The organism is Solibacillus sp. FSL R7-0668 (assembly GCF_038006205.1).
Taxonomy (GTDB): Bacteria; Bacillota; Bacilli; order Bacillales_A; family Planococcaceae; genus Solibacillus.
On the sequence record NZ_JBBOUU010000001.1, the window covers coordinates 3,861,097 to 3,880,953 of the forward strand.

At 40.2% G+C, this 19,857-nt stretch carries 21 protein-coding genes and 2 other annotated features; of the genes, 1 reads left to right on the forward strand and 20 read right to left on the reverse strand.

The window, feature by feature from the left end:
• Positions 1-85: 85 nt before the first annotated feature.
• From rpoB to MKX47_RS19500, 19 genes are all read right to left on the reverse strand, one after another.
• Complete coding sequence (rpoB, locus tag MKX47_RS19410) at positions 86-3,646, reverse strand: DNA-directed RNA polymerase subunit beta (RefSeq protein WP_340777416.1); 3,561 nt, start codon at positions 3,644-3,646, stop codon at positions 86-88.
• Positions 3,647-3,899: 253 nt separating this feature from the next.
• Entirely contained in the window at positions 3,900-4,502 is a 603-nt protein-coding gene (locus MKX47_RS19415) for a class I SAM-dependent methyltransferase (RefSeq protein WP_340777418.1), read from the reverse strand.
• Between the two features lie 196 nt (positions 4,503-4,698).
• Positions 4,699-5,061, reverse strand: coding sequence for a 50S ribosomal protein L7/L12 (gene rplL / locus MKX47_RS19420; RefSeq protein WP_340777420.1), 363 nt, complete (start codon positions 5,059-5,061; stop codon positions 4,699-4,701).
• Positions 5,062-5,131: 70 nt separating this feature from the next.
• On the reverse strand, positions 5,132-5,632 hold the full coding sequence (gene rplJ / locus MKX47_RS19425) for a 50S ribosomal protein L10 (RefSeq protein WP_340777421.1): 501 nt from the start codon (positions 5,630-5,632) through the stop codon (positions 5,132-5,134).
• Positions 5,633-5,664: 32 nt separating this feature from the next.
• Positions 5,665-5,809 (reverse strand) — a sequence feature (ribosomal protein L10 leader region).
• A gap of 75 nt (positions 5,810-5,884) precedes the next feature.
• Complete coding sequence (gene rplA, locus MKX47_RS19430) at positions 5,885-6,583, reverse strand: 50S ribosomal protein L1 (RefSeq protein ID WP_340777424.1); 699 nt, start codon at positions 6,581-6,583, stop codon at positions 5,885-5,887.
• A gap of 133 nt (positions 6,584-6,716) precedes the next feature.
• Complete coding sequence (gene rplK, locus MKX47_RS19435) at positions 6,717-7,142, reverse strand: 50S ribosomal protein L11 (protein ID WP_008406998.1); 426 nt, start codon at positions 7,140-7,142, stop codon at positions 6,717-6,719.
• A gap of 180 nt (positions 7,143-7,322) precedes the next feature.
• Positions 7,323-7,862, reverse strand: a complete 540-nt coding sequence (gene nusG, locus MKX47_RS19440; RefSeq protein ID WP_340777427.1) for a transcription termination/antitermination protein NusG — start codon at positions 7,860-7,862, stop codon at positions 7,323-7,325.
• 176 nt (positions 7,863-8,038) lie between these two features.
• Positions 8,039-8,224, reverse strand: coding sequence for a preprotein translocase subunit SecE (gene secE / locus MKX47_RS19445; protein ID WP_340777430.1), 186 nt, complete (start codon positions 8,222-8,224; stop codon positions 8,039-8,041).
• A 39-nt stretch (positions 8,225-8,263) separates the two neighbouring features.
• On the reverse strand, positions 8,264-8,410 hold the full coding sequence (gene rpmG, locus MKX47_RS19450; RefSeq protein ID WP_340777433.1) for a 50S ribosomal protein L33: 147 nt from the start codon (positions 8,408-8,410) through the stop codon (positions 8,264-8,266).
• Between the two features lie 78 nt (positions 8,411-8,488).
• Positions 8,489-9,112: an RNA polymerase sporulation sigma factor SigH gene (sigH, locus tag MKX47_RS19455; RefSeq protein ID WP_445683620.1), complete on the reverse strand. Its 624-nt coding sequence runs from the start codon at positions 9,110-9,112 to the stop codon at positions 8,489-8,491.
• Positions 9,113-9,208: 96 nt separating this feature from the next.
• A complete protein-coding gene (locus MKX47_RS19460) occupies positions 9,209-9,721 on the reverse strand; it encodes an NYN domain-containing protein (protein ID WP_340777436.1) in 513 nt (170 codons plus the stop codon).
• A gap of 1 nt (position 9,722) precedes the next feature.
• Positions 9,723-10,451 (reverse strand): 23S rRNA (guanosine(2251)-2'-O)-methyltransferase RlmB, encoded by a 729-nt coding sequence (gene rlmB / locus MKX47_RS19465; RefSeq protein ID WP_340777899.1) that lies wholly within the window; start codon positions 10,449-10,451, stop codon positions 9,723-9,725.
• Between the two features lie 137 nt (positions 10,452-10,588).
• Positions 10,589-10,996, reverse strand: a complete 408-nt coding sequence (locus MKX47_RS19470) for a Mini-ribonuclease 3 (RefSeq protein WP_340777437.1) — start codon at positions 10,994-10,996, stop codon at positions 10,589-10,591.
• Positions 10,996-12,399, reverse strand: coding sequence for a cysteine--tRNA ligase (gene cysS, locus MKX47_RS19475; RefSeq protein WP_340777439.1), 1,404 nt, complete (start codon positions 12,397-12,399; stop codon positions 10,996-10,998). The genes MKX47_RS19470 and cysS overlap by 1 nt, the downstream gene beginning before the upstream one ends.
• A 2-nt stretch (positions 12,400-12,401) precedes the next feature.
• On the reverse strand, positions 12,402-13,046 hold the full coding sequence (gene epsC, locus MKX47_RS19480; RefSeq protein ID WP_340777441.1) for a serine O-acetyltransferase EpsC: 645 nt from the start codon (positions 13,044-13,046) through the stop codon (positions 12,402-12,404).
• A gap of 62 nt (positions 13,047-13,108) precedes the next feature.
• Positions 13,109-13,333, reverse strand: a binding site (T-box leader).
• A 74-nt stretch (positions 13,334-13,407) separates the two neighbouring features.
• The gene (gene gltX / locus MKX47_RS19485; RefSeq protein ID WP_340777444.1) at positions 13,408-14,868 is read right to left on the reverse strand and encodes a glutamate--tRNA ligase; all 1,461 of its coding nucleotides are present in this window, start codon (positions 14,866-14,868) and stop codon (positions 13,408-13,410) included.
• Positions 14,869-14,990: 122 nt separating this feature from the next.
• Positions 14,991-15,467, reverse strand: a complete 477-nt coding sequence (ispF, locus tag MKX47_RS19490; RefSeq protein ID WP_340777901.1) for a 2-C-methyl-D-erythritol 2,4-cyclodiphosphate synthase — start codon at positions 15,465-15,467, stop codon at positions 14,991-14,993.
• 156 nt (positions 15,468-15,623) lie between these two features.
• The gene (gene ispD / locus MKX47_RS19495; protein ID WP_340777447.1) at positions 15,624-16,313 is read right to left on the reverse strand and encodes a 2-C-methyl-D-erythritol 4-phosphate cytidylyltransferase; all 690 of its coding nucleotides are present in this window, start codon (positions 16,311-16,313) and stop codon (positions 15,624-15,626) included.
• A gap of 13 nt (positions 16,314-16,326) precedes the next feature.
• Positions 16,327-17,415 carry a PIN/TRAM domain-containing protein gene (locus tag MKX47_RS19500; protein WP_340777449.1) on the reverse strand — a complete coding sequence of 363 codons (1,089 nt, stop codon included), beginning with the start codon at positions 17,413-17,415 and terminating at the stop codon, positions 16,327-16,329.
• A 304-nt stretch (positions 17,416-17,719) separates the two neighbouring features.
• Between MKX47_RS19500 and MKX47_RS19505 the strand changes: the two genes are divergently transcribed.
• On the forward strand, positions 17,720-18,370 hold the full coding sequence (locus MKX47_RS19505) for an acetate uptake transporter (protein ID WP_340777451.1): 651 nt from the start codon (positions 17,720-17,722) through the stop codon (positions 18,368-18,370).
• A gap of 79 nt (positions 18,371-18,449) precedes the next feature.
• Here the strand turns inward: MKX47_RS19505 and radA are convergent, their stop codons facing one another.
• Positions 18,450-19,823 (reverse strand): DNA repair protein RadA, encoded by a 1,374-nt coding sequence (gene radA, locus MKX47_RS19510; protein WP_340777455.1) that lies wholly within the window; start codon positions 19,821-19,823, stop codon positions 18,450-18,452.
• Between the last annotated feature and the right edge of the window lie 34 nt (positions 19,824-19,857).

The following is a 19,857-nucleotide window of genomic DNA, read 5'->3' on the forward strand; positions in this document are numbered from 1 at the left end:
TCTAGGCCATTATGAAATCTGCTTTTTTCAATCGTTATAAAAGAAAAATCGGGCAGGGCATATACCTGCCCGATTCAATTTGAAATTATTCAAATGACTCTACTGGGTCTTCTTTATCATCATTAGCTTGGCGTTCCGTTTCTGGAGCTGGTGCAACGGCTACTTCATCTTCATCGTCAAGGTCGCGTAATTCTACTTCCTCATCGTTGATTGTAAGCATCTTCACATCCATACCTAATGACTGAAGTTCTTTAATTAATACTTTAAATGATTCTGGTACACCTGGTTCTGGTACACTTTCACCTTTAACGATGGCTTCGTATGTTTTTACACGACCTACAACGTCATCCGATTTTACAGTTAAAATCTCTTGTAACGTGTAAGCAGCACCATAAGCTTCAAGTGCCCAAACCTCCATCTCACCGAAACGTTGACCACCGAATTGTGCTTTACCACCAAGCGGTTGTTGCGTTACTAATGAGTAAGGACCAGTTGAACGTGCGTGAAGTTTATCATCAACCATGTGCGCTAATTTGATCATGTACATGATCCCAACAGAAACACGGCTGTCGAATGGTTCACCTGAACGTCCATCATAAAGAATTGTTTTACCGTCACGGTTCATACCAGCTTCTTCCATCGTTTCCCAAACATCTTCTTCGTTAGCACCGTCAAATACTGGTGTCGCCATGTGTACGCCTAAGTAGCGTGCAGCCATACCTAAATGAAGCTCTAACACTTGTCCGATGTTCATACGAGAAGGTACCCCTAATGGGTTAAGCATGATATCCACTGGTGTGCCGTCTGGCATGAATGGCATATCTTCTTCTGGTAAGATTCGTGAGATTACCCCTTTGTTACCATGGCGTCCGGCCATTTTGTCCCCAACGCGGATTTTACGTTTTTGAACAATATAAGCACGAACTAATTGGTTAACACCCGGTGGTAATTCGTCACCGTCTTCACGGTTAAAGACTTTAACGTCTAAAATGATACCGCCAGCACCGTGTGGTACACGTAAAGACGTGTCACGTACTTCGCGGGCTTTTTCACCGAAGATAGCATGTAATAAACGCTCTTCTGCAGTTAACTCCGTAACCCCTTTAGGCGTAACTTTACCTACTAAAATATCACCGTCACGTACTTCTGCACCGATACGAATAATTCCGCGGTCGTCGAGGTTACGAAGTGCATCCTCCCCTACGTTTGGAATGTCACGTGTGATTTCTTCAGGTCCAAGCTTAGTATCACGAGATTCTGATTCATATTCTTCAATATGAACAGAAGTATATACATCATCTTTTACAAGGCGTTCGCTCATAATAACAGCATCCTCGTAGTTGAAGCCATCCCAAGTCATGAACGCAACAAGTACGTTTTGACCAAGTGCTAATTCACCACGCTCCATTGAAGGACCGTCAGCTAAAATATCACGAGGTTTGACACGGTCGCCAACTTTTACGATTGGACGTTGGTTATATGAAGTACCTTGGTTTGAACGAATGAATTTTTGTAATTTGTATTTGACTAAGTCGCCCTTCACTTCTTTGCCGTCAATTTCTTCGATTGTACGAACGTGGATTGTGCGAGCTTCTACATGCTCAACAATACCGTGTTTTTTAGCAACAACAGCGGCACCTGAATCACGAGCGTCCACGTGCTCCATACCAGTACCAACGTATGGTGCGTTTGGATATAGTAAAGGAACAGCTTGACGTTGCATGTTTGCACCCATTAACGCACGGTTTGAGTCGTCGTTTTCTAAGAATGGAATACATGCAGTAGCGGCAGAGACTACTTGTTTTGGAGATACGTCCATGTAGTCGATACGATCGCGGTTGAACACCGTGTTATCCCCACGGAAACGACCAACTACTTCTTCTTTTGCAAAAGTACGCTCTGCTGTTAATTCAGAGTTTGCTTGTGCAACTACATAGTTATCTTCTTCGTCAGCAGTTAAGTAATGGATTTCATCTGTAACCGCACCTGTTTCCGGGTCTACTCGGCGATAAGGTGTTTCGATAAAGCCAAACTTATTTACTTTTGCGAATGAAGATAATGAGTTGATAAGACCGATGTTTGGTCCCTCAGGCGTCTCGATTGGACACATACGACCATAGTGTGAGTAGTGAACGTCACGTACTTCCATACCTGCGCGCTCACGTGTTAAACCACCTGGCCCTAATGCAGATAAACGTCGTTTGTGCGTTAACTCAGCTAATGGGTTTGTTTGGTCCATGAACTGAGATAATTGAGAAGAACCAAAGAACTCTTTAATTGATGCAATAACTGGACGGATATTGATTAATTGTTGTGGTACAATTGCAGCTGTGTCATTGATAGACATACGCTCACGTACTACACGTTCCATACGAGATAAACCGATACGGAATTGGTTTTGTAGTAACTCACCAACTGAACGTAAACGACGGTTACCTAAATGGTCAATATCGTCTGTGTTACCTACGTCATATAATAAGTTAAAGAAGTATGATACCGAAGCCAAAATATCTGCTGGTGTAAGGTTTTTTACTTCTTCATCAATATAAGCGTTTGAAATAACGTTGATTTCTTTTTGTGCTTCATCATTTGGTGCGAAAATCTTAATAGATTGGATTGTTACATCATCTTCTAACACGCCACCGTTTTGGCTTAATGTTTTGAAGCCAGCGCCGTCCTCTAAAGCTGGAATTAACTTATCTAATGTACGACGATCTAATAACGTACCCGCTTCTACAAGAATTTCACCCGTTTCTGGATTCACAATTGTTTCAGCTACCGTTTGGTTGAATAAACGATTTTTAATATGAAGCTTTTTGTTCATTTTGTAACGACCAACATTGGCTAAATCATAACGTTTAGCGTCGAAGAAACGAGAATATAATAAATTTTTCGCTGATTCAACAGTTGGTGGTTCACCTGGACGTAAACGTTCATAGATTTCAAGAAGTGCCTTTTCAGTACCTTCTGTATTATCTTTTTCTAACGTATTACGTAAATATTCATTGTCGCCAATGATATCGATAATTTCTTGGTCAGTGCCAAAACCTAATGCACGTAAAAGTACTGTTACTGGTAATTTACGTGTACGGTCGATACGCACATATACTACATCTTTCGCGTCAGTTTCATATTCTAACCATGCACCACGGTTTGGAATAACTGTTGCACCGAAGCCTTTTTTACCGTTTTTATCTGTTTTTTCGTTGAAGTATACACTTGGAGAACGAACTAACTGAGATACGATAACACGTTCAGCACCGTTAATAATAAACGTGCCTGTTTCTGTCATTAGTGGGAAATCCCCCATGAAGACATCTTGTTCTTTTACTTCGTTTGTTTCTTTGTTGTGTAAACGTACTTTCACGCGTAATGGTGCTGCGTAAGTCACGTCACGTTCTTTACACTCATCGACATCATACTTAGGATCTCCTAATGTATAGTCGACAAATTCTAATGAAAGATTACCTGTAAAATCCTCGATTGGAGAAATGTCGTGGAACATCTCACGCAATCCTTCTTCAAGGAACCACTCATAAGATGCTGTTTGAATCTCGATTAAATTCGGAAGTTCCAGCACCTCACTAATACGCGCAAAGCTTCTACGCTGGCGGTGTTGTCCGTACTGAACTAGTTGACCTGTCAACTCATTCACCCCTCAATAAAGCGATAATAGGTCTTTGCAAAACCTTACAAATAGTGTATGATTTCGAAAGACAGAAAGAAAACGAGACTTTTTATAAACCTCATTTCCGGTTAAACTTAACTTATTCTTAGTAAGTATACCCGTAATATTGTTTAAGTTATGCAAAAGGGCACACTACTTCAAAATAATAATTTTGCATTTTATAATGTTAACATAGTCGATTTGTCAAGTCAATATTCGAAACGTATCTTACTTATTTTTTTGCACATACAATCCAATACCCTTTTTTCTTCTCAACAACATCTACTTCCGAAAACATCTCCTCTAAATGACTCACCGTTGATGGCGCACCTTGTTTCTTCTGAATCACTACCCACAGCTCGCCGTTTTCCACTAATAATTCATATGCTTGATCATAAAATCTAAAAATCGTTTCTTTTCCAGCACGAATCGGTGGATTGGTTAAAATAGCAGCGGCTTGTGTTCCAGCTTCTACAGCACTTAAGCCGTCACTTTCAAAAATACGTACATTTTGAACCCCGTTTAGTTGAGCGTTTTTTTGCGATAAACCAATCGCACGGGTATTAATATCCATCATTAATACGTCTCGCTCCGGATAATTCTTTGCGATTGATAAGCCAATCGGTCCATAGCCACAACCAACATCCAGTACAACACCTTCTACTTTCGGCATTTCAAAAGCATCGATTAACACACGGGAACCAAAATCTACTTCGCTTTTACTGAATACACCTGCATCTGTTTCAAATGTAAATGTATGTCCTAATAAAGTAAACTTCCATTGGCGTGGTTTACTTTCCGTTTGAGGCTTATTTGAATAATAATGTTCAGACATGTGGAACACGCCTCCTAAATAGATGGTAGAAAATAGCTTTCACATCAAATAGCGTGAAAGGATTTTTCATATGTGGAGTTTTACGAAAAAAGTATTTCTTCTAATCCACTACATAAAGAAAAGCTCGCCGCAAAATTGTGACGAGCTTTCCTTATGAAACTAAGTACAGGACTTAGTAAAGTAAGTTAAACTGAAATTATTTAACTTCTACAGTAGCGCCAACTTCTTCAAGTTTAGCTTTGATTGCTTCAGCGTCTTCTTTAGATACGCCTTCTTTAAGAGCTTTAGGAGCGTTGTCAACAACCTCTTTAGCTTCTTTTAAACCTAAACCAGTGATTTCACGAACCACTTTGATTACTTTGATTTTTTCTCCACCAGCAGATGCTAATACTACATCAAATTCTGATTTTTCTTCAGCGCCACCAGCTGCACCGCCAGCTACTACAGCTACAGGAGCTGCTGCTGTTACACCGAATTCTTCTTCGATTGCTTTTACTAAATCGTTTAATTCTAGAACTGTCATAGCTTTGATAGCTTCTAAGATTTGCTCTTTGTTCATTTTAATTTCCTCCTATTGGATGTTTATTGGGTTTTAGGCCGTTAAGCCGATTTTTGAAGTGAAGATGCGATTAAGCGCCTTGTTCTTCTTTTTGATCTGCAACAGCTTTTGTTGCAAGTGCGAAGTTGCGCACTGGAGCTTGAAGTACAGATAAAAGCATTGATAATAGACCTTCGCGTGATGGAAGTTCTGCAAGAGCTTTAACGTCTTCAACAGATGCGACAGTACCTTCGATGATACCAGCTTTAATTTCTAACGCTTCGTTTTTCTTAGCGAAATCGTTAATGATTTTAGCTGGAGCTACTACGTCCTCGCTAGAGAATGCGATAGCGTTTGGTCCAGTTAAAGATTCGTTGATTCCTTCTAAACCAGCGGCTTCAGCAGCACGACGAGATAAAGTGTTTTTGTAAACTTTAAACTCTACACCAGCTTCACGTAATTGCTTACGTAATTCTGTTACTTGTCCTACAGTTAAACCACGGTAGTCAACTACTACTACAGATGCAGCAGCTTTGAATTTTTCAGTGATTTCTTCAACTTGAACTTTTTTAGTTTCGATTGCTTTGCTCATGATGACACCTCCTATTAGAATGAGTCATTTATACCGACAAAGAAAAGCCTCTATATCTTAATAGACACAGAGGCTGAAAGTACATCATCTTAAAAAGAATCCGAACTCCGATGTCCTCGGTAGGATCATTAAGTGACAAGTCACTCCTACTGTCTACGGTACAAATGGATGATTCACAACAGCACCCATCTTACCAAGTAAGCGGCCCGTTGTCAAGTAATTAAATTAAAACGATTACTAGAATTGTTTTAATTATTTGATTCCTACGTTAGCAGCGTCAACTTTTACAGCAGGACCCATTGTAGTTGTAATATTTACAGACTTCATGTAAGTGCCTTTTGATGCAGCTGGCTTAGCTTTTTGAATTACTTCAAATACAGCTAAGAAGTTTTCTACTAATTTTTCTGTCTCGAAAGAAACTTTACCGATAGGAGCGTGGATGATACCAGCTTTTTCAGCGCGGTATTCTACTTTACCAGCTTTGATTTCTTCGATAGCTTTTGTTACGTCGAAAGTAACTGTGCCTGTTTTAGGGTTTGGCATTAAGCCTTTTGGTCCTAATACACGACCTAATTTACCAACTTCACCCATCATGTCAGGTGTTGCCACGATTACATCGAAATCGAACCAACCTTGTTGGATTTTGTTTACCATATCTGAATCGCCTACGTAGTCAGCACCAGCAGCTTCTGCTTCTTTAGCTTTCTCACCCTTAGCGAATACTAATACTTTTTGAGTTTTACCAGTACCGTGTGGTAATACTACTGCACCACGGATTTGTTGGTCATTCTTACGAGTGTCGATACCTAATTTGAACGCTACTTCTACAGTTGCATCGAAGTTAACTGTAGATGTTTTTTGCGCTAATGCTACTGCTTCTTCTACAGAATATAAAGTAGCGCGATCGATTAATTTAACTGCATCTTGCATTTTTTTACCTTTTTTAGCCATTATAAATTTCCTCCTTGATTGTGGTTGTAACGGATTTGACCTCCCACGAATAAAGGTTGCTCACTCTTCTAAATGAATATCCGAGTGCAGCAACCTTCCAAAAACAAAAACATCATCAAGTGTGAAGATGGGATTAGTCTTCGATAGTGATACCCATGCTTCGTGCAGTACCTTCAACCATTAACATTGCAGCTTCAACTGAAGCAGCGTTAAGGTCTGGCATTTTTTGTTCAGCGATTTCGCGAACTTTATCACGTTTAACTGTTGCAACTTTCTTACGGTTTGGTTCACCTGATCCAGATTGGATACCAGCTGCTACTTTAAGTAATACCGCTGCAGGTGGAGTTTTAGTAATGAAAGTGAATGAACGGTCTTCGAATACTGAAATTTCAACTGGAATAATTAAACCAGCTTGATCAGCAGTACGAGCGTTAAATTCTTTACAGAATCCCATGATGTTAACACCTGCTTGACCTAATGCAGGACCAACTGGTGGTGCTGGGTTTGCTTTACCAGCAGGGATTTGAAGTTTTACAACTTTAATAACTTTTTTAGCCACGAGACACACCTCCTTAAGTCCGTGATGTGGTAATTGGGTTGCCCCTCCCACTCAAATATCTGTTCGTCAGCTAACTTGCCGATAACATTAAAACTAATTTTATATCACACGTCATTTTTATGACAGTCTGACCTATGAAATGATAACACTTTTAAAATGCTTAATCAAGTATAAATAATTCTATATTTTTTGAACTTGGTTAAAGTCAAGTTCCATCACTGTTTCTCGACCAAACATATCAACTAAAACTTTTAATTTCGCTTTTTCGATATCTACTTCTTCTACGCGACCTTGGAAATGTGCGAATGGTCCTTCAAGAACTTCCACAACTTCACCAACAGTAATTTCAATTTCACCTAGTTGTTGTTGATTCATGCCCATTTGAGCAAGTAAGCGTTCAGCTTCTTCTGGTAAAAGCGGCGTTGGTTTTACACCACCACCTGAAGAACCAATAAACCCTGTTACGCCTGGTGTGTTACGTACTACATACCATGCATCATCCGTCATGATTAGTTCTACTAATACATAACCCGGGAAAATTTTACGCATAACCGCTTTTTTCTTACCGTCTTCTTTTACGTCAATTTCTTCGTGTTCTGCTACGATGACGCGGAAAATTTTATCTTGCATCCCCATCGTTTCTACACGTTTTTCAAGGTTTGCTTTCACTCGGTTTTCATAACCCGAATACGTATGCACTACATACCAATTTTTCTCCATATTAGGTAGGACTAAATCGTCCGTCCCTCCTTTACATTAAATGTGTTAAGGCTTGATTCCTCAGTCACAAATTTCAAAATCTATTTCTTCAAACAAAGCTTATTCGTTTTAAAACAAATGAAAAAACCCGTTATTTAAAATGGACGGGCTCTTTCGCAATATTAACATGACGTAGCTTATAGAGACAAGAACCAACGGAATAATTCTGAGATTCCTAAATCTACAACTGTAAAGAATAACGCCATGACGATTACCGTTGTTACTACAACAACCGTGTACTTTGTTAACTCTTTGCTTTTTGGCCAGCTTGTTTTACGCATTTCAGAGCCGACTTCTTGTAAAAAGTTCGATACCTTACTCATTTTGCCTACCCCCGAACACCAAATTAATCTATGTTTCGTTTATAACGTTTGTTTATGCATTGTATGTTCATTGCAATGCGAGCAAAACTTTTTAAGCTCTAAACGCTCAGTAGCTCCCTCTTTTTTAGGGATACTATAGTTTCTTGAGCCGCATTTATCACAACTTAAAACGACTTTTTTTGCCATATTTTATCACCTTTTCGGCATTTTGTCCTTTAAAGACTAACACCTAATTTTGCCACTGTCAACAAAGGTTCCTATGCTTTAGGTCATTTCTTTTAGCTCTAAATGACGCTCCAATTTACGCTTTACGCGCTGCAGTGCATTGTCGATTGATTTGACATGGCGATTTAATTCTTCTGAAATTTCATTATAGGATTGCCCTTCTAGATAGCGCGTTAGTACTTGTTGTTCGAGCTCACTCAATACCTCGCCCATCTTTTGCTCTAAATAAAGATAATCCTCACGATTAATCATCAAATATTCCGGGTCATCTGAAATAGGGCTTGTAATAATGTCCATTAATGTGCGCTCCGATTCTTCATCATAAATCGGCTTGTCAAGTGACACATAGGAATTCAGTGGAATATGCTTTTGACGTGTAGCTGTTTTGATTGCTGTAATGATTTGCCTTGTAATACACAGTTCAGCAAATGCGCGAAACGATGCAAGTTTATCCTCTTTAAAATCACGAATTGCCTTGTATAAACCAATCATGCCTTCTTGAATAATATCTTCTCGGTCCGCCCCTATTAGAAAATAAGACCGTGCTTTCGATTTCACAAATAATCGATATTTAGAAATCAAAAAATCTAACGCATCTGTATTGCCTAGATGCACCTGCTCTACAAGTTGTTCATCTGTTAAATGTTCAAATTGCCGTACCATTTGTAACTTCTCACTTTTAAGCAATAAAAATCACCTCGAGCTACGCCAGAATAAATTAGGAACAGTATAACTTAATTGGAAAAAACGAGCAAATTATTATTTGAGCCCTCTTCGCCACTTTTCAAATTGCAACTCAACCTCTTTTGATAATTTAATGCGTGAAGCTGGTTTTTCTTCACGGGCTTCTTTTACTTTGGAAGAAATTTTTGATTGAATAATTTGCATTTCAATTTCAAGTTCACGTGCTGATTTTCGCAGTGCACCATGACCAAAGACAACATTTTGCTCTGTCATATCGGACGTGGCTACATGAATTTGAACCTTACGCCCTTTTAACTCATTAGATAACTTTTCAATACGCTCATCCGCTGTTTCATTTTTGCGGGTATAAATCACTTCAACAGCATGCTGAATATAAAGCTGCTCCGTACCCGGTACAAGATGCGCATCAAAGACGACAATAACACGCCACCCTGTATGCGCTTTATATTCAGCCATTCGCTCAATTAAGCGATCACGGGCATCTTCAAAGTGTGGCTCACGTAGAGGACGCAGCTCACGCCAAGCGCCAATCATATTGTAGCCGTCTACTAGCAAAATATTTTGCATATTAACCGTTTACTTCTTGGCGTTTACGGTACACTTCGTACATTAGTAGTGCTGCCGCAACAGAAGCATTTAGCGATGTTACATGACCAATCATCGGCAAATGGTATAAGAAATCACATTTATCTTTTAATAGACGGCTCATTCCTTTACCCTCACTACCAATAATTAAAGCAAGTGGTAATGTTGCATCCATATTGCGATAATCTTGAGAACCTTTTGCGTCCGTACCAGCAATCCATACGCCGCGCTCTTTTAGCTCATCTACTGTCTGTGCTAAATTGGTCACACGTACAACCGGCACATGCTCAATTGCCCCTGTCGAAGCTTTGGCCACAACCGCCGTTAACCCCACCGCACGACGCTTCGGAATAATAATCCCGTGTACACCAATTGCATCTGCTGTACGCATAATAGAGCCTAAATTATGCGGATCTTCTAGCTCATCTAAAATCATGAAAAATGGGTCTTCATTTTTGGCTTTGGCTGCAGCAAATAAATCATCTAACTCTGCATAATCATACGCCGCCACAGAAGCAACAATGCCTTGATGATTCTCTGCTAATTTATCAATCTTTTGTTTTGGAACAAATTGCACTAATACCCCTTGCTCTTTCGCTAAATCAATTAACTCTTGAATGCCGGTTTTCTTTACACCTTCAGCAATCCATACTTTATTTATTTCACGACCCGAACGCAGTGCCTCAAGTACTGGATTTTTACCGGCAATCATCTCTCCGCTTACTTCTTCTGATACATTTTGTGGCTTGTCCGGCTGTTTTTTCTCTGGTGCTTTAAAGGATGACTTCTTGTCGCGACCTTTAAAATCACGCGATGTGTTACGATCTCGTTGTCTTCTTTCCGCCATAATTACACTCCTTTTGACTGCTCTACAATAACAATTGCATAGTCAATAATTTCATTTGCTCGCGCTAGCTCTTTACATAAAAATAAATAGCCTAATACCGCTTCAAAGCCCGAGCTGTTGCGATATGTGCGTACGTCTGTATTTTTAGGAACAGAGCCGGATTTCGCATTGCGTCCTCTGCGAAATACCGCCTGTTCGTCTTCTGTTAAAAAATTTTCTTCAAGCATGCGGTGCACAATATCGGATTGTGCCTTTGCTGATACATACTTTGTCGCTTCTTTGTGCAAAGTATGTGGCTTTGCACGCCCTAATAAAATTAAATGCTCGCGAATGCGTTGTTCTAGCACGGCATCGCCCATATAAGCCAGTGCCAATGCATTTAATTGCTTGATTTCATGTGGTGATTGCATTATTGACCTCGTTTCCAGCGCGTCCCTTGACGAGTATCTTCCAGCACGATGTCCATGCTCAGTAATTGGTCGCGAATTTCGTCTGAACGAGCAAAATCGCGGTTTTTACGTGCGGCATTACGTTCTTCGATTAATGCTTCAATTTCTTCGTCAAGTAAGCCGGTCTCTACCTTTACTTGAATCCCCAATACATCACCGATCGTGTCAAACATCGTCAACATCGTTTGCAGTACAGCTCTATCTGTATTCGCTTCGTTTAAGTAGACGTTTGCAATACGAGATAGTTCGAATAAAACGGAAATGGCATTTGCCGTGTTGAAATCATCGTTCATCGCTAGCTCGAAATCAACTTTTGCTTGATTCACCTTTGCCATCCACTCCTCGCTATTATCGCCCAAACTTGCAGAAGAAGCTAATCGATGCTCTACGTTTGCATAAGATGTACGGATACGATCCAAGCCATTTTTCGCAGCCTCCACTAAATCTTGTGCGAAGTTGATTGGGTGACGGTAATGCACTGATAGCATGAAGAAGCGCAACACTTGTGGGTCAATTTGCTGACGAATATCATGCACTAAAATAAAGTTCCCTAAAGACTTCGACATCTTTTCATTATCGATATTAATATACCCATTATGCATCCAGTAACGTGCAAATGTTTTGTCATTATGCGCTTCTGACTGAGCAATTTCGTTTTCGTGATGCGGGAATGTTAAATCTTGCCCACCCGCGTGAATATCGATTGTATCGCCTAAGTGCTCACGCGCCATTACAGAACATTCAATATGCCAGCCCGGACGCCCCGCTCCCCATGGTGAGTCCCATTTTACCTCACCTGGTTTTGCCGCTTTCCATAACGCAAAATCTAATGGGTCTTCTTTTTTCTCGCCCGCTTCAATACGCGCCCCAACCTTTAAATCATCAATCGATTGATGGCTTAATTTTCCGTAACCATTGAATTTACGCGTGCGGTAATAAACATCGCCTTGAGATTCATATGCATAGCCTTTGTCAATTAGCACTCGAATAAAGTCAATAATATCGTCCATATGCTCAGTTACACGAGGATGTGCGTCTGCCTTTTTGCAGCCTAAAGCTGTAATATCTTCAAAATACGCGGCAATAAAGCGCTCCGTTAATTCAGATGTTTCTTCACCCAGCTCATTTGCTGCTTTAATAATTTTGTCATCAACGTCTGTAAAGTTCGATACAAACTTCACCTCGTACCCTGCGTATTGTAAATAGCGACGCACCGTATCATAAACGATAACCGGGCGTGAATTACCAATATGGATGTAATTGTATACAGTCGGTCCGCATACATACATGCTCACTTTGCCCTCTTCTTGCGGCACAAATGGCTCTTTTTGTCGTGTTAATGTATTAAAAATTTGAATGTTCATCATTATTGCTCCTTTTTTAAGTTTGCAATCTCTTGTTGTAATTTTTCGAGCGTCTTCTCTAAGGAATCGCAACGATCACCGACTGGGTCAGGGATATTTTGGTGATCCAGTTTTTTCGCTTCTGTACGAATGCCGTCAATCATCACCACTTTACCTGGAATTCCTACAACCGTTGCATTTGGTGGTACTTCTTTTAAGACGACCGAGCCCGCACCAATTTTACTGTTTGCACCGATTGTAATGGAGCCGAGTACTTTTGCTCCTGTTGCAACTAAGACCCCGTCTTCTAATGTTGGATGACGTTTTCCCTTTTCTTTCCCTGTACCACCTAATGTCACGCCTTGATAAAGTGTCACATCATTGCCGATTTCACAAGTTTCACCAATCACGACTCCCATCCCGTGGTCAATGAAAAAGCGACGACCAATTTTTGCACCCGGATGAATTTCGATGCCAGTAAAAAATCGGCTAACTTGAGAAATCGCACGTGCGATAAAGAAAAATTTACGTTTGAAAAACCAATGTGCAATGCGATGTGACCAGATGGCATGTAAGCCCGAATACGTTAATACAACCTCAAATACGCTACGTGCTGCTGGGTCATTTTCAAAAATATTAGCAATGTCTTCCCTTATACGTTTAAACATTTTTTACCCCCTCTTTTTGGTTTTTTGAAAAAAATAAAGCGCCCCTGCCACCTAAATAAGGTGACAGAGACGCATAAATAGCGCGGTTCCACTCTGGTTGAAGAAAGCTGTACACTTCCTTCCGCTTGAAAGTCCTGTAACGGGGACAAGGCGATTTAACCTACTATAAGTTCAATTAAATACTCGAAGGTGCATTTCTGCTTTGCCTTGACCTGGATCACTTTCAGCCGGTGATGACCCTCTCTAATAGGTGTGCTCTGCGTACTTCTCCTTCTCAACGCGTTAACGTTATTTGAAATCGTACATTCATTGTACAATTTTTTCTCGAAAAATCAATTACTTTGTTTGTTTGATACGCGTATTAATTAGCGTATTTCTCTACACGTGCAATCACTTTTTCTTTACCAATTAAAGCAATCGCATTTGGTAATTCCGGACCATGTGTTTGACCTGTTGTTACAACACGGATTGGCATGAATAGGTTTTTACCTTTCGCCCCTGTTTCTTTTTGTACGGCTTTAATAGCTGCTTTAATTGAATCCGCATCAAACGATTCAAGTGCTACTAATTGCGCTTTGAATGCCGTCATTACGGCTGGTACCGTTTCACCAGCTAACACGGCTTGTGCTTCCTCATCATATGAAATTTCTTCTGTGAAGAATAGGCTCGATAACTCCACGATTTCCGCACCGAAGCTCATTTGCTCATGGTAAAGACCGATTAAATCAGATGCCCAAGCTTGTTGCTCTGCAGATAATTCCTCTGGTAAAAGTCCGGCTTTTTGTAAGTGTGGTAATGCTAATGCCACCACTTCTTCACGTGATAATTTTTTGATGTATTGGTTATTCATCCATGTAAGCTTTGTTTTATCAAACATCGATGGCGATTTTGATAAACGTTTTTCATCGAATAATTGGATGAACTCATCATGTGAGAAAATTTCTTCTTCACCTTCTGGAGACCAGCCAAGTAAGCTAAAGAAGTTGAACATTGCTTCTGGTAAGTAACCAAGATCTTTATATTGCGCAACGAATTGGATAATCGACTCATCACGTTTTGATAATTTTTTGCGGTCTTCATTGACGATTAATGTCATATGACCGAAACGTGGATATTCCCAGCCAAATGCATCAAAAATCATCATTTGTTTTGGTGTGTTTGATAAATGCTCTTCTCCACGGAATACATGTGTAATTTCCATAAAGTGATCATCTAAAACGACGGCATAGTTGTATGTTGGGATACCATTAGCTTTTACAAGTACCCAATCCCCGATATCTTTTGACTCGAATGATACATCACCACGAACTAAATCCGTGAAGTTATATGTCACGTTTTCTGGAACGCGCATACGAATTGTATATGGAATACCAGCAGCCTCTTTTTGCGCTACTTCTTCAGCCGTTAAATGACGACACTTCCCATCATATGTTGGTGCAGCTACACCGTTTGCTTTTTGCGCTTCACGAGATGCCTCTAACGCTTCTGAAGAACAGAAGCATTTGTATGCTTTACCTTCTGCTAATAATTTATCAGCATGTTCTTTATAAATATCTAAACGCTCCATTTGACGATATGGTGCGTATGGGCCACCGATATCAATTGACTCATCTGGTATAATACCTAACCAACGTAAGTTATCTAACTGAGAAGCTTCGCCGCCCTCTACGTTACGCTCGATATCTGTATCTTCAATACGTACCACAAAAGTACCATTGTGATGTTTAGCATATAAATAGTTGAATAAAGCTGTACGCGCGCCACCGATATGTAAAAATCCTGTTGGCGATGGTGCATAACGAACGCGAACTGGTTTCGTCATAATATTGCCTCCTAAATTTAAGCGTCAGAATAGTTTTCGACCCTTTTCATTCCGTTCATTTTACCACTTGCCGTTCGTAAATAAAAGTGGTGCGCGCTGAATTCGTGCGCACACCCTCTCTCTTAGGCTTTTATTAAAAGAATGGTTGCCATTGAAGCAATCCCCTCTTCACGACCGACAAAGCCTAATTTTTCAGTTGTCGTTGCTTTGACATTTACTTGTGATGGGTCGGCATTGAGCAACTGTGCGATACGATTGCGCATAGGCTCGATATACGGTGCCATCTTTGGACGCTGCGCCATAATCGTGCAGTCCACATTTCCTAATTTATAGCCGCGCTCCTCTACCATTTTCCAAATATAAGCAAGTAATTTGGCTGAATCGGCATCTTTCCATTCAGGATCTGTATCTGGGAAATGACGTCCGATATCCCCTTCACCGATTGCGCCAAGTGCTGCGTCTGTCACGGTATGTAATAAAACATCTGCATCGGAATGGCCTAATAATCCGCGCTCATGTGGAATGGTAATACCGCCTAAAATTAATGGACGTCCTTCTGCAAACTCGTGAACGTCAAAACCTTGTCCAATTCGAAACATATCGTCGCTAGCTTCATTAACAAAGCTAGCCTTCACCTTCTTTCTCGTAATCTCATTAGCACTAGTATAATCAACTTCTTTGAAAAAAGCACATTTCTCAGCATTTTGGCAGCAAAAGCACCTTGAAAAATAAGTTCATTTTTCAAGGTACACCGATTAATTTGTTTGCGTTCTCCGATGAATAATCGCTTCTCCAAAAATTAAATCTTCCTGCGTTGTCATTTTGACATTTTCATAGCTGCTTTCAACAATATGAATCTCATGCCCCAAACGTTCCACAAGCATTGCCTCATCTGTTCCTAAAAAGCCGACCTTCTCCGCTACATCTTCCGCTTGTGCTAACAAATCAAAACGGAATGCTTGCGGTGTTTGAATCATCCAAAGCGAATCGCGATCTACCGTTTCTTTAATCAATCCATTTTCAACGACCTTCATCGTATCCTTCGCGCGTACACCGGCAATGGCTGCCCCTTTATGATAGGCGACATTCGTTAGCTCCGTAATTGTTGGTACTTTAATAAATGGGCGTGCCGCATCATGGACAAGCACCACTTCAACTGCCTGCATTTCTTTTATACATGAATGCACCGAATGTTGACGTTCAGCCCCACCAGTCGGCAAGCCTTTTACTTTTGTAATCGCGTATTTTGCTAATAATGATTGAATAAGCGCTCGTTCTTCATCCTTTACCGCAAGCCATATGCCCGTGCAGTTTTCATCCTGTTCAAAGACCAATAATGTATGCACTAAAATAGGTTTGTCGACTAATGTTAAAAATAATTTATTTTGCCCGGCACCCATACGCTTCCCGCTTCCTGCTGCTGGCAAAACGACTTCATAACGCAAAATGCTTCACTTCCTACTCTTCTTTTGGCTTAGCGAAAATCATACGGCCCGCTGACGTTTGCAACACGCTTGTTACAGTTACTGTAATCGCCTGGCCGATATAGCTTCGACCGCCCTCCACAACAATCATTGTACCGTCATCTAAATAAGCAACACCTTGGTTATGCTCCTTACCATCTTTAATGACGACAACTTGCATATTCTCACCCGGAATAACGACCGGCTTTACCGCATTCGCTAAATCATTAATATTCAATACTTCCACGCGGTGCAAGTCACATACTTTATTTAAATTGAAATCATTTGTTAAAATTTTGGCGTCCATTTTTTTCGCAAGACGCACTAATTTTAAATCAACTTCTGAAATGTCTTCAAAATCAATCTCTGTAATTAATACCGTCGATGCACGCTCATCTTGTAGACGCTTCAAAATATCGAGCCCTCGCCGACCACGCGTACGTTTTAGCGTATCAGATGAATCCGCAATATGCTGCAGCTCCGTTAATACAAATTGCGGTACAACTAAAATCCCCTCAACAAAGCCTGTTGCCGAAATATCTGCAATACGTCCATCAATAATGACACTTGTATCAAGTAGTTTATATTGCTTTTGAACATCAACTTCTTTTCCTGCGCTCTCTCCAGAACGCTTTTTCGATGCTTTTCCTGCAAATATTTGCAATAATTCCTCCCGCTTTGTAAAACCTAAACGGAATCCTAAATAACCAAGGATAATCGATAAAATCACTGGAACTACCGAGGTAATCGACTTAATAATAGGAATATTCAATTGATTAATCGCTACACCAGCCAATGTCGCTACACTTAAACCGACAATTAAACCAAGCGTACCAAACAACAAATCTGAAGCAGGCAATTTAAATAGCTTTTCTTCTGACCACGTAATCAGCTTTACAAAGTAATCCGATAACGCAAATGATAATACAAATAATAAAGCAGCACCTATCGCAACACTAAAATATGGATTATTAAGCCATGGATGGGATGATAAATTCATAAATTCGTATAATGGCGGTAAGAAAATTAGGCCTAATGCTCCACCGATAAATAAAAATGCTACTTGAATTACTTTCTTCAACATACAATTCACCTCCATATAATAATTATACATACAACCTTCGTTTATGGCGAAAACTAGCTCCTATCGTGTACTACAACAGAAATCAACAATTTAATCTATTTTATAACAAAATACGCTACTTCATATAAATATTCTCTATTTACAGCACCTTTTGCATTAAAAATCATTTGTTAAATTTGCAAGATATCTTTTTGATAATGACAGAGTTCCTTCAAAAAACTATCCTCCTGTAGCTTCTATTATTTTTTTAGTATATTATCCGCGTATAACAGATGAAGCACATCATGAGATAGGAGAATATGTTTTGAACTCAACAAAAGAAATTAAAATTTCAACCGCCGATCCTTCAGCAATCGGTTTATTTGGTTTAGCAATTGTTACATTCGTCGCTTCTACACAAAAGCTTGGTTGGACAGATGGCTTAGGTTTAGTGATTCCTTGGGCGATTTTCTTAGGTGGTATCGCACAATTTTACGCTTCTGTATTAGATTCGAAGCATAACAATACATTTGGTACAACAGCATTCGGCGCTTATGGTTTATTCTGGATGGGTGTTGGTATGAGCTGGTTTATCCAAGCAGGTGTATTTGGTGAAGCCTTACAAGCATCTGTAGATACGCGTCAACTTGGTGTTGTGTATTTAGGGTACTTAATCTTTACCGTATTTATGACGATTGGTGCGGCAGAAACAAACAAAGTTTTATTTGCCATCTTCGTGATGATTGATTTCTTATTTGTCGGTTTAGCATTAAGCTCATTCGGTATTATGGAGCATGGCATGCATTTATTGGCTGCTTACTCAGAATTAATCATTGCTCTTTTATCTTTCTATGGTGCTGGCGCAAACGTATTAAACAAACACTTCGGCTTCAACTTCTTACCTATTGGTCGCCCGTTCGGTATTTTTAAGAGGGAAGCATTCGAGAAAAAATCAAACGACGTAAAAGCTCACTAAGACCCAACTAGCTTTTGCTCAGATGTAGATTGAAAGGAAGTTCGCTCAAAAAAGTGAACTTCCTTTTTTAAATAGAACGTTATAAATCCCTAAAAGATGCACGTAATGCGTCATTAATTGTTTCGACGCCCACCACTTGAATCCCTTCTGGAAACTCCCATCCACCAATATTCGATGCAGGAATAACTGCGCGACGGAAGCCTAATTTCGCAGCTTCTTGGACACGCTGCTCAATACGAGAGACTCTACGCACTTCCCCCGTCAATCCAACCTCACCAATAAAACAGTCCGTTGGATTTACCGCTTGATCTTTGAAGCTTGAAACGATGCTCGTTAAAACAGCTAAATCAATTGCCGGTTCGTCTAGCTTTACCCCACCCGCTACTTTAATATACGCATCCTGTGCCTGAAGCATCATGCCCATACGTTTTTCAAGTACAGCCATTAATAATTGCACACGGTTTTGGTCGACGCCTGTTGCCATACGCTTTGGGTAATTAAAGCTCGTAGGCGTAACAAGCGACTGGATTTCCACTAAAATCGGGCGCGTACCTTCCATTGATGCTACAATCGTCGAGCCGGGAGCTCCCTGTGAACGCTCTTGTAAAAATAGTTCAGATGGATTTAACACTTCCCTCAACCCACCTTGTAACATTTCGAAAATGGCAATTTCATTTGTCGAGCCAAAACGGTTTTTTTGACTGCGTAAGATGCGATGATTATGATGGCGCTCCCCTTCAAAGTAAAGCACCGTATCGACCATATGCTCTAAAATACGCGGACCCGCAATTTGTCCTTCTTTCGTTACATGACCCACTAAGAAAATGGCAATGTTTTTCGTTTTCGCAATTCGCATTAGCTCTGCTGTACATTCGCGTACTTGCGATACACTTCCAGGTGCACTAGTCACTTCTGGATGATGCACCGTTTGAATCGAATCGACAATGACAAATTTCGGCTGAACTTCTTCGATTGTTTGATTTAAAAATTCTAAATTCGTCTCTGAATAAATATAAAGCTCCGGTGATTTAACACCTAAGCGCTCTGCACGTAGCTTCGTTTGACGAACAGATTCTTCACCGGAAATATATAATACACGCTTCCCTTGATTGGATAATAATGCTGATACTTGAAGGAGCAATGTCGATTTCCCGATTCCCGGATCACCACCAATTAAGACGAGTGAGCCAGGGACAATGCCTCCACCAAGTACACGGTTAAATTCATTCATTTGCGTGACAATGCGTGTTTCTTCCTGTGCTTCGACTTGAATAATTGGTGTTGCCTTTGTAGTAGTCGAGGAATGTTGGAATGCACCTCGAGGTCCTTTGGAAATAATTTCAACTTCTTCGTTCATCGTATTCCATTCACCACAGCCCGGACAACGCCCCATCCATTTGGCTGCCTCATAGCCACAGCTGTTACACATAAATTTTGATTTCTTTTTTGCCATGAATTCATAAGCTCCTTCGAATGTTTGTTCTTAT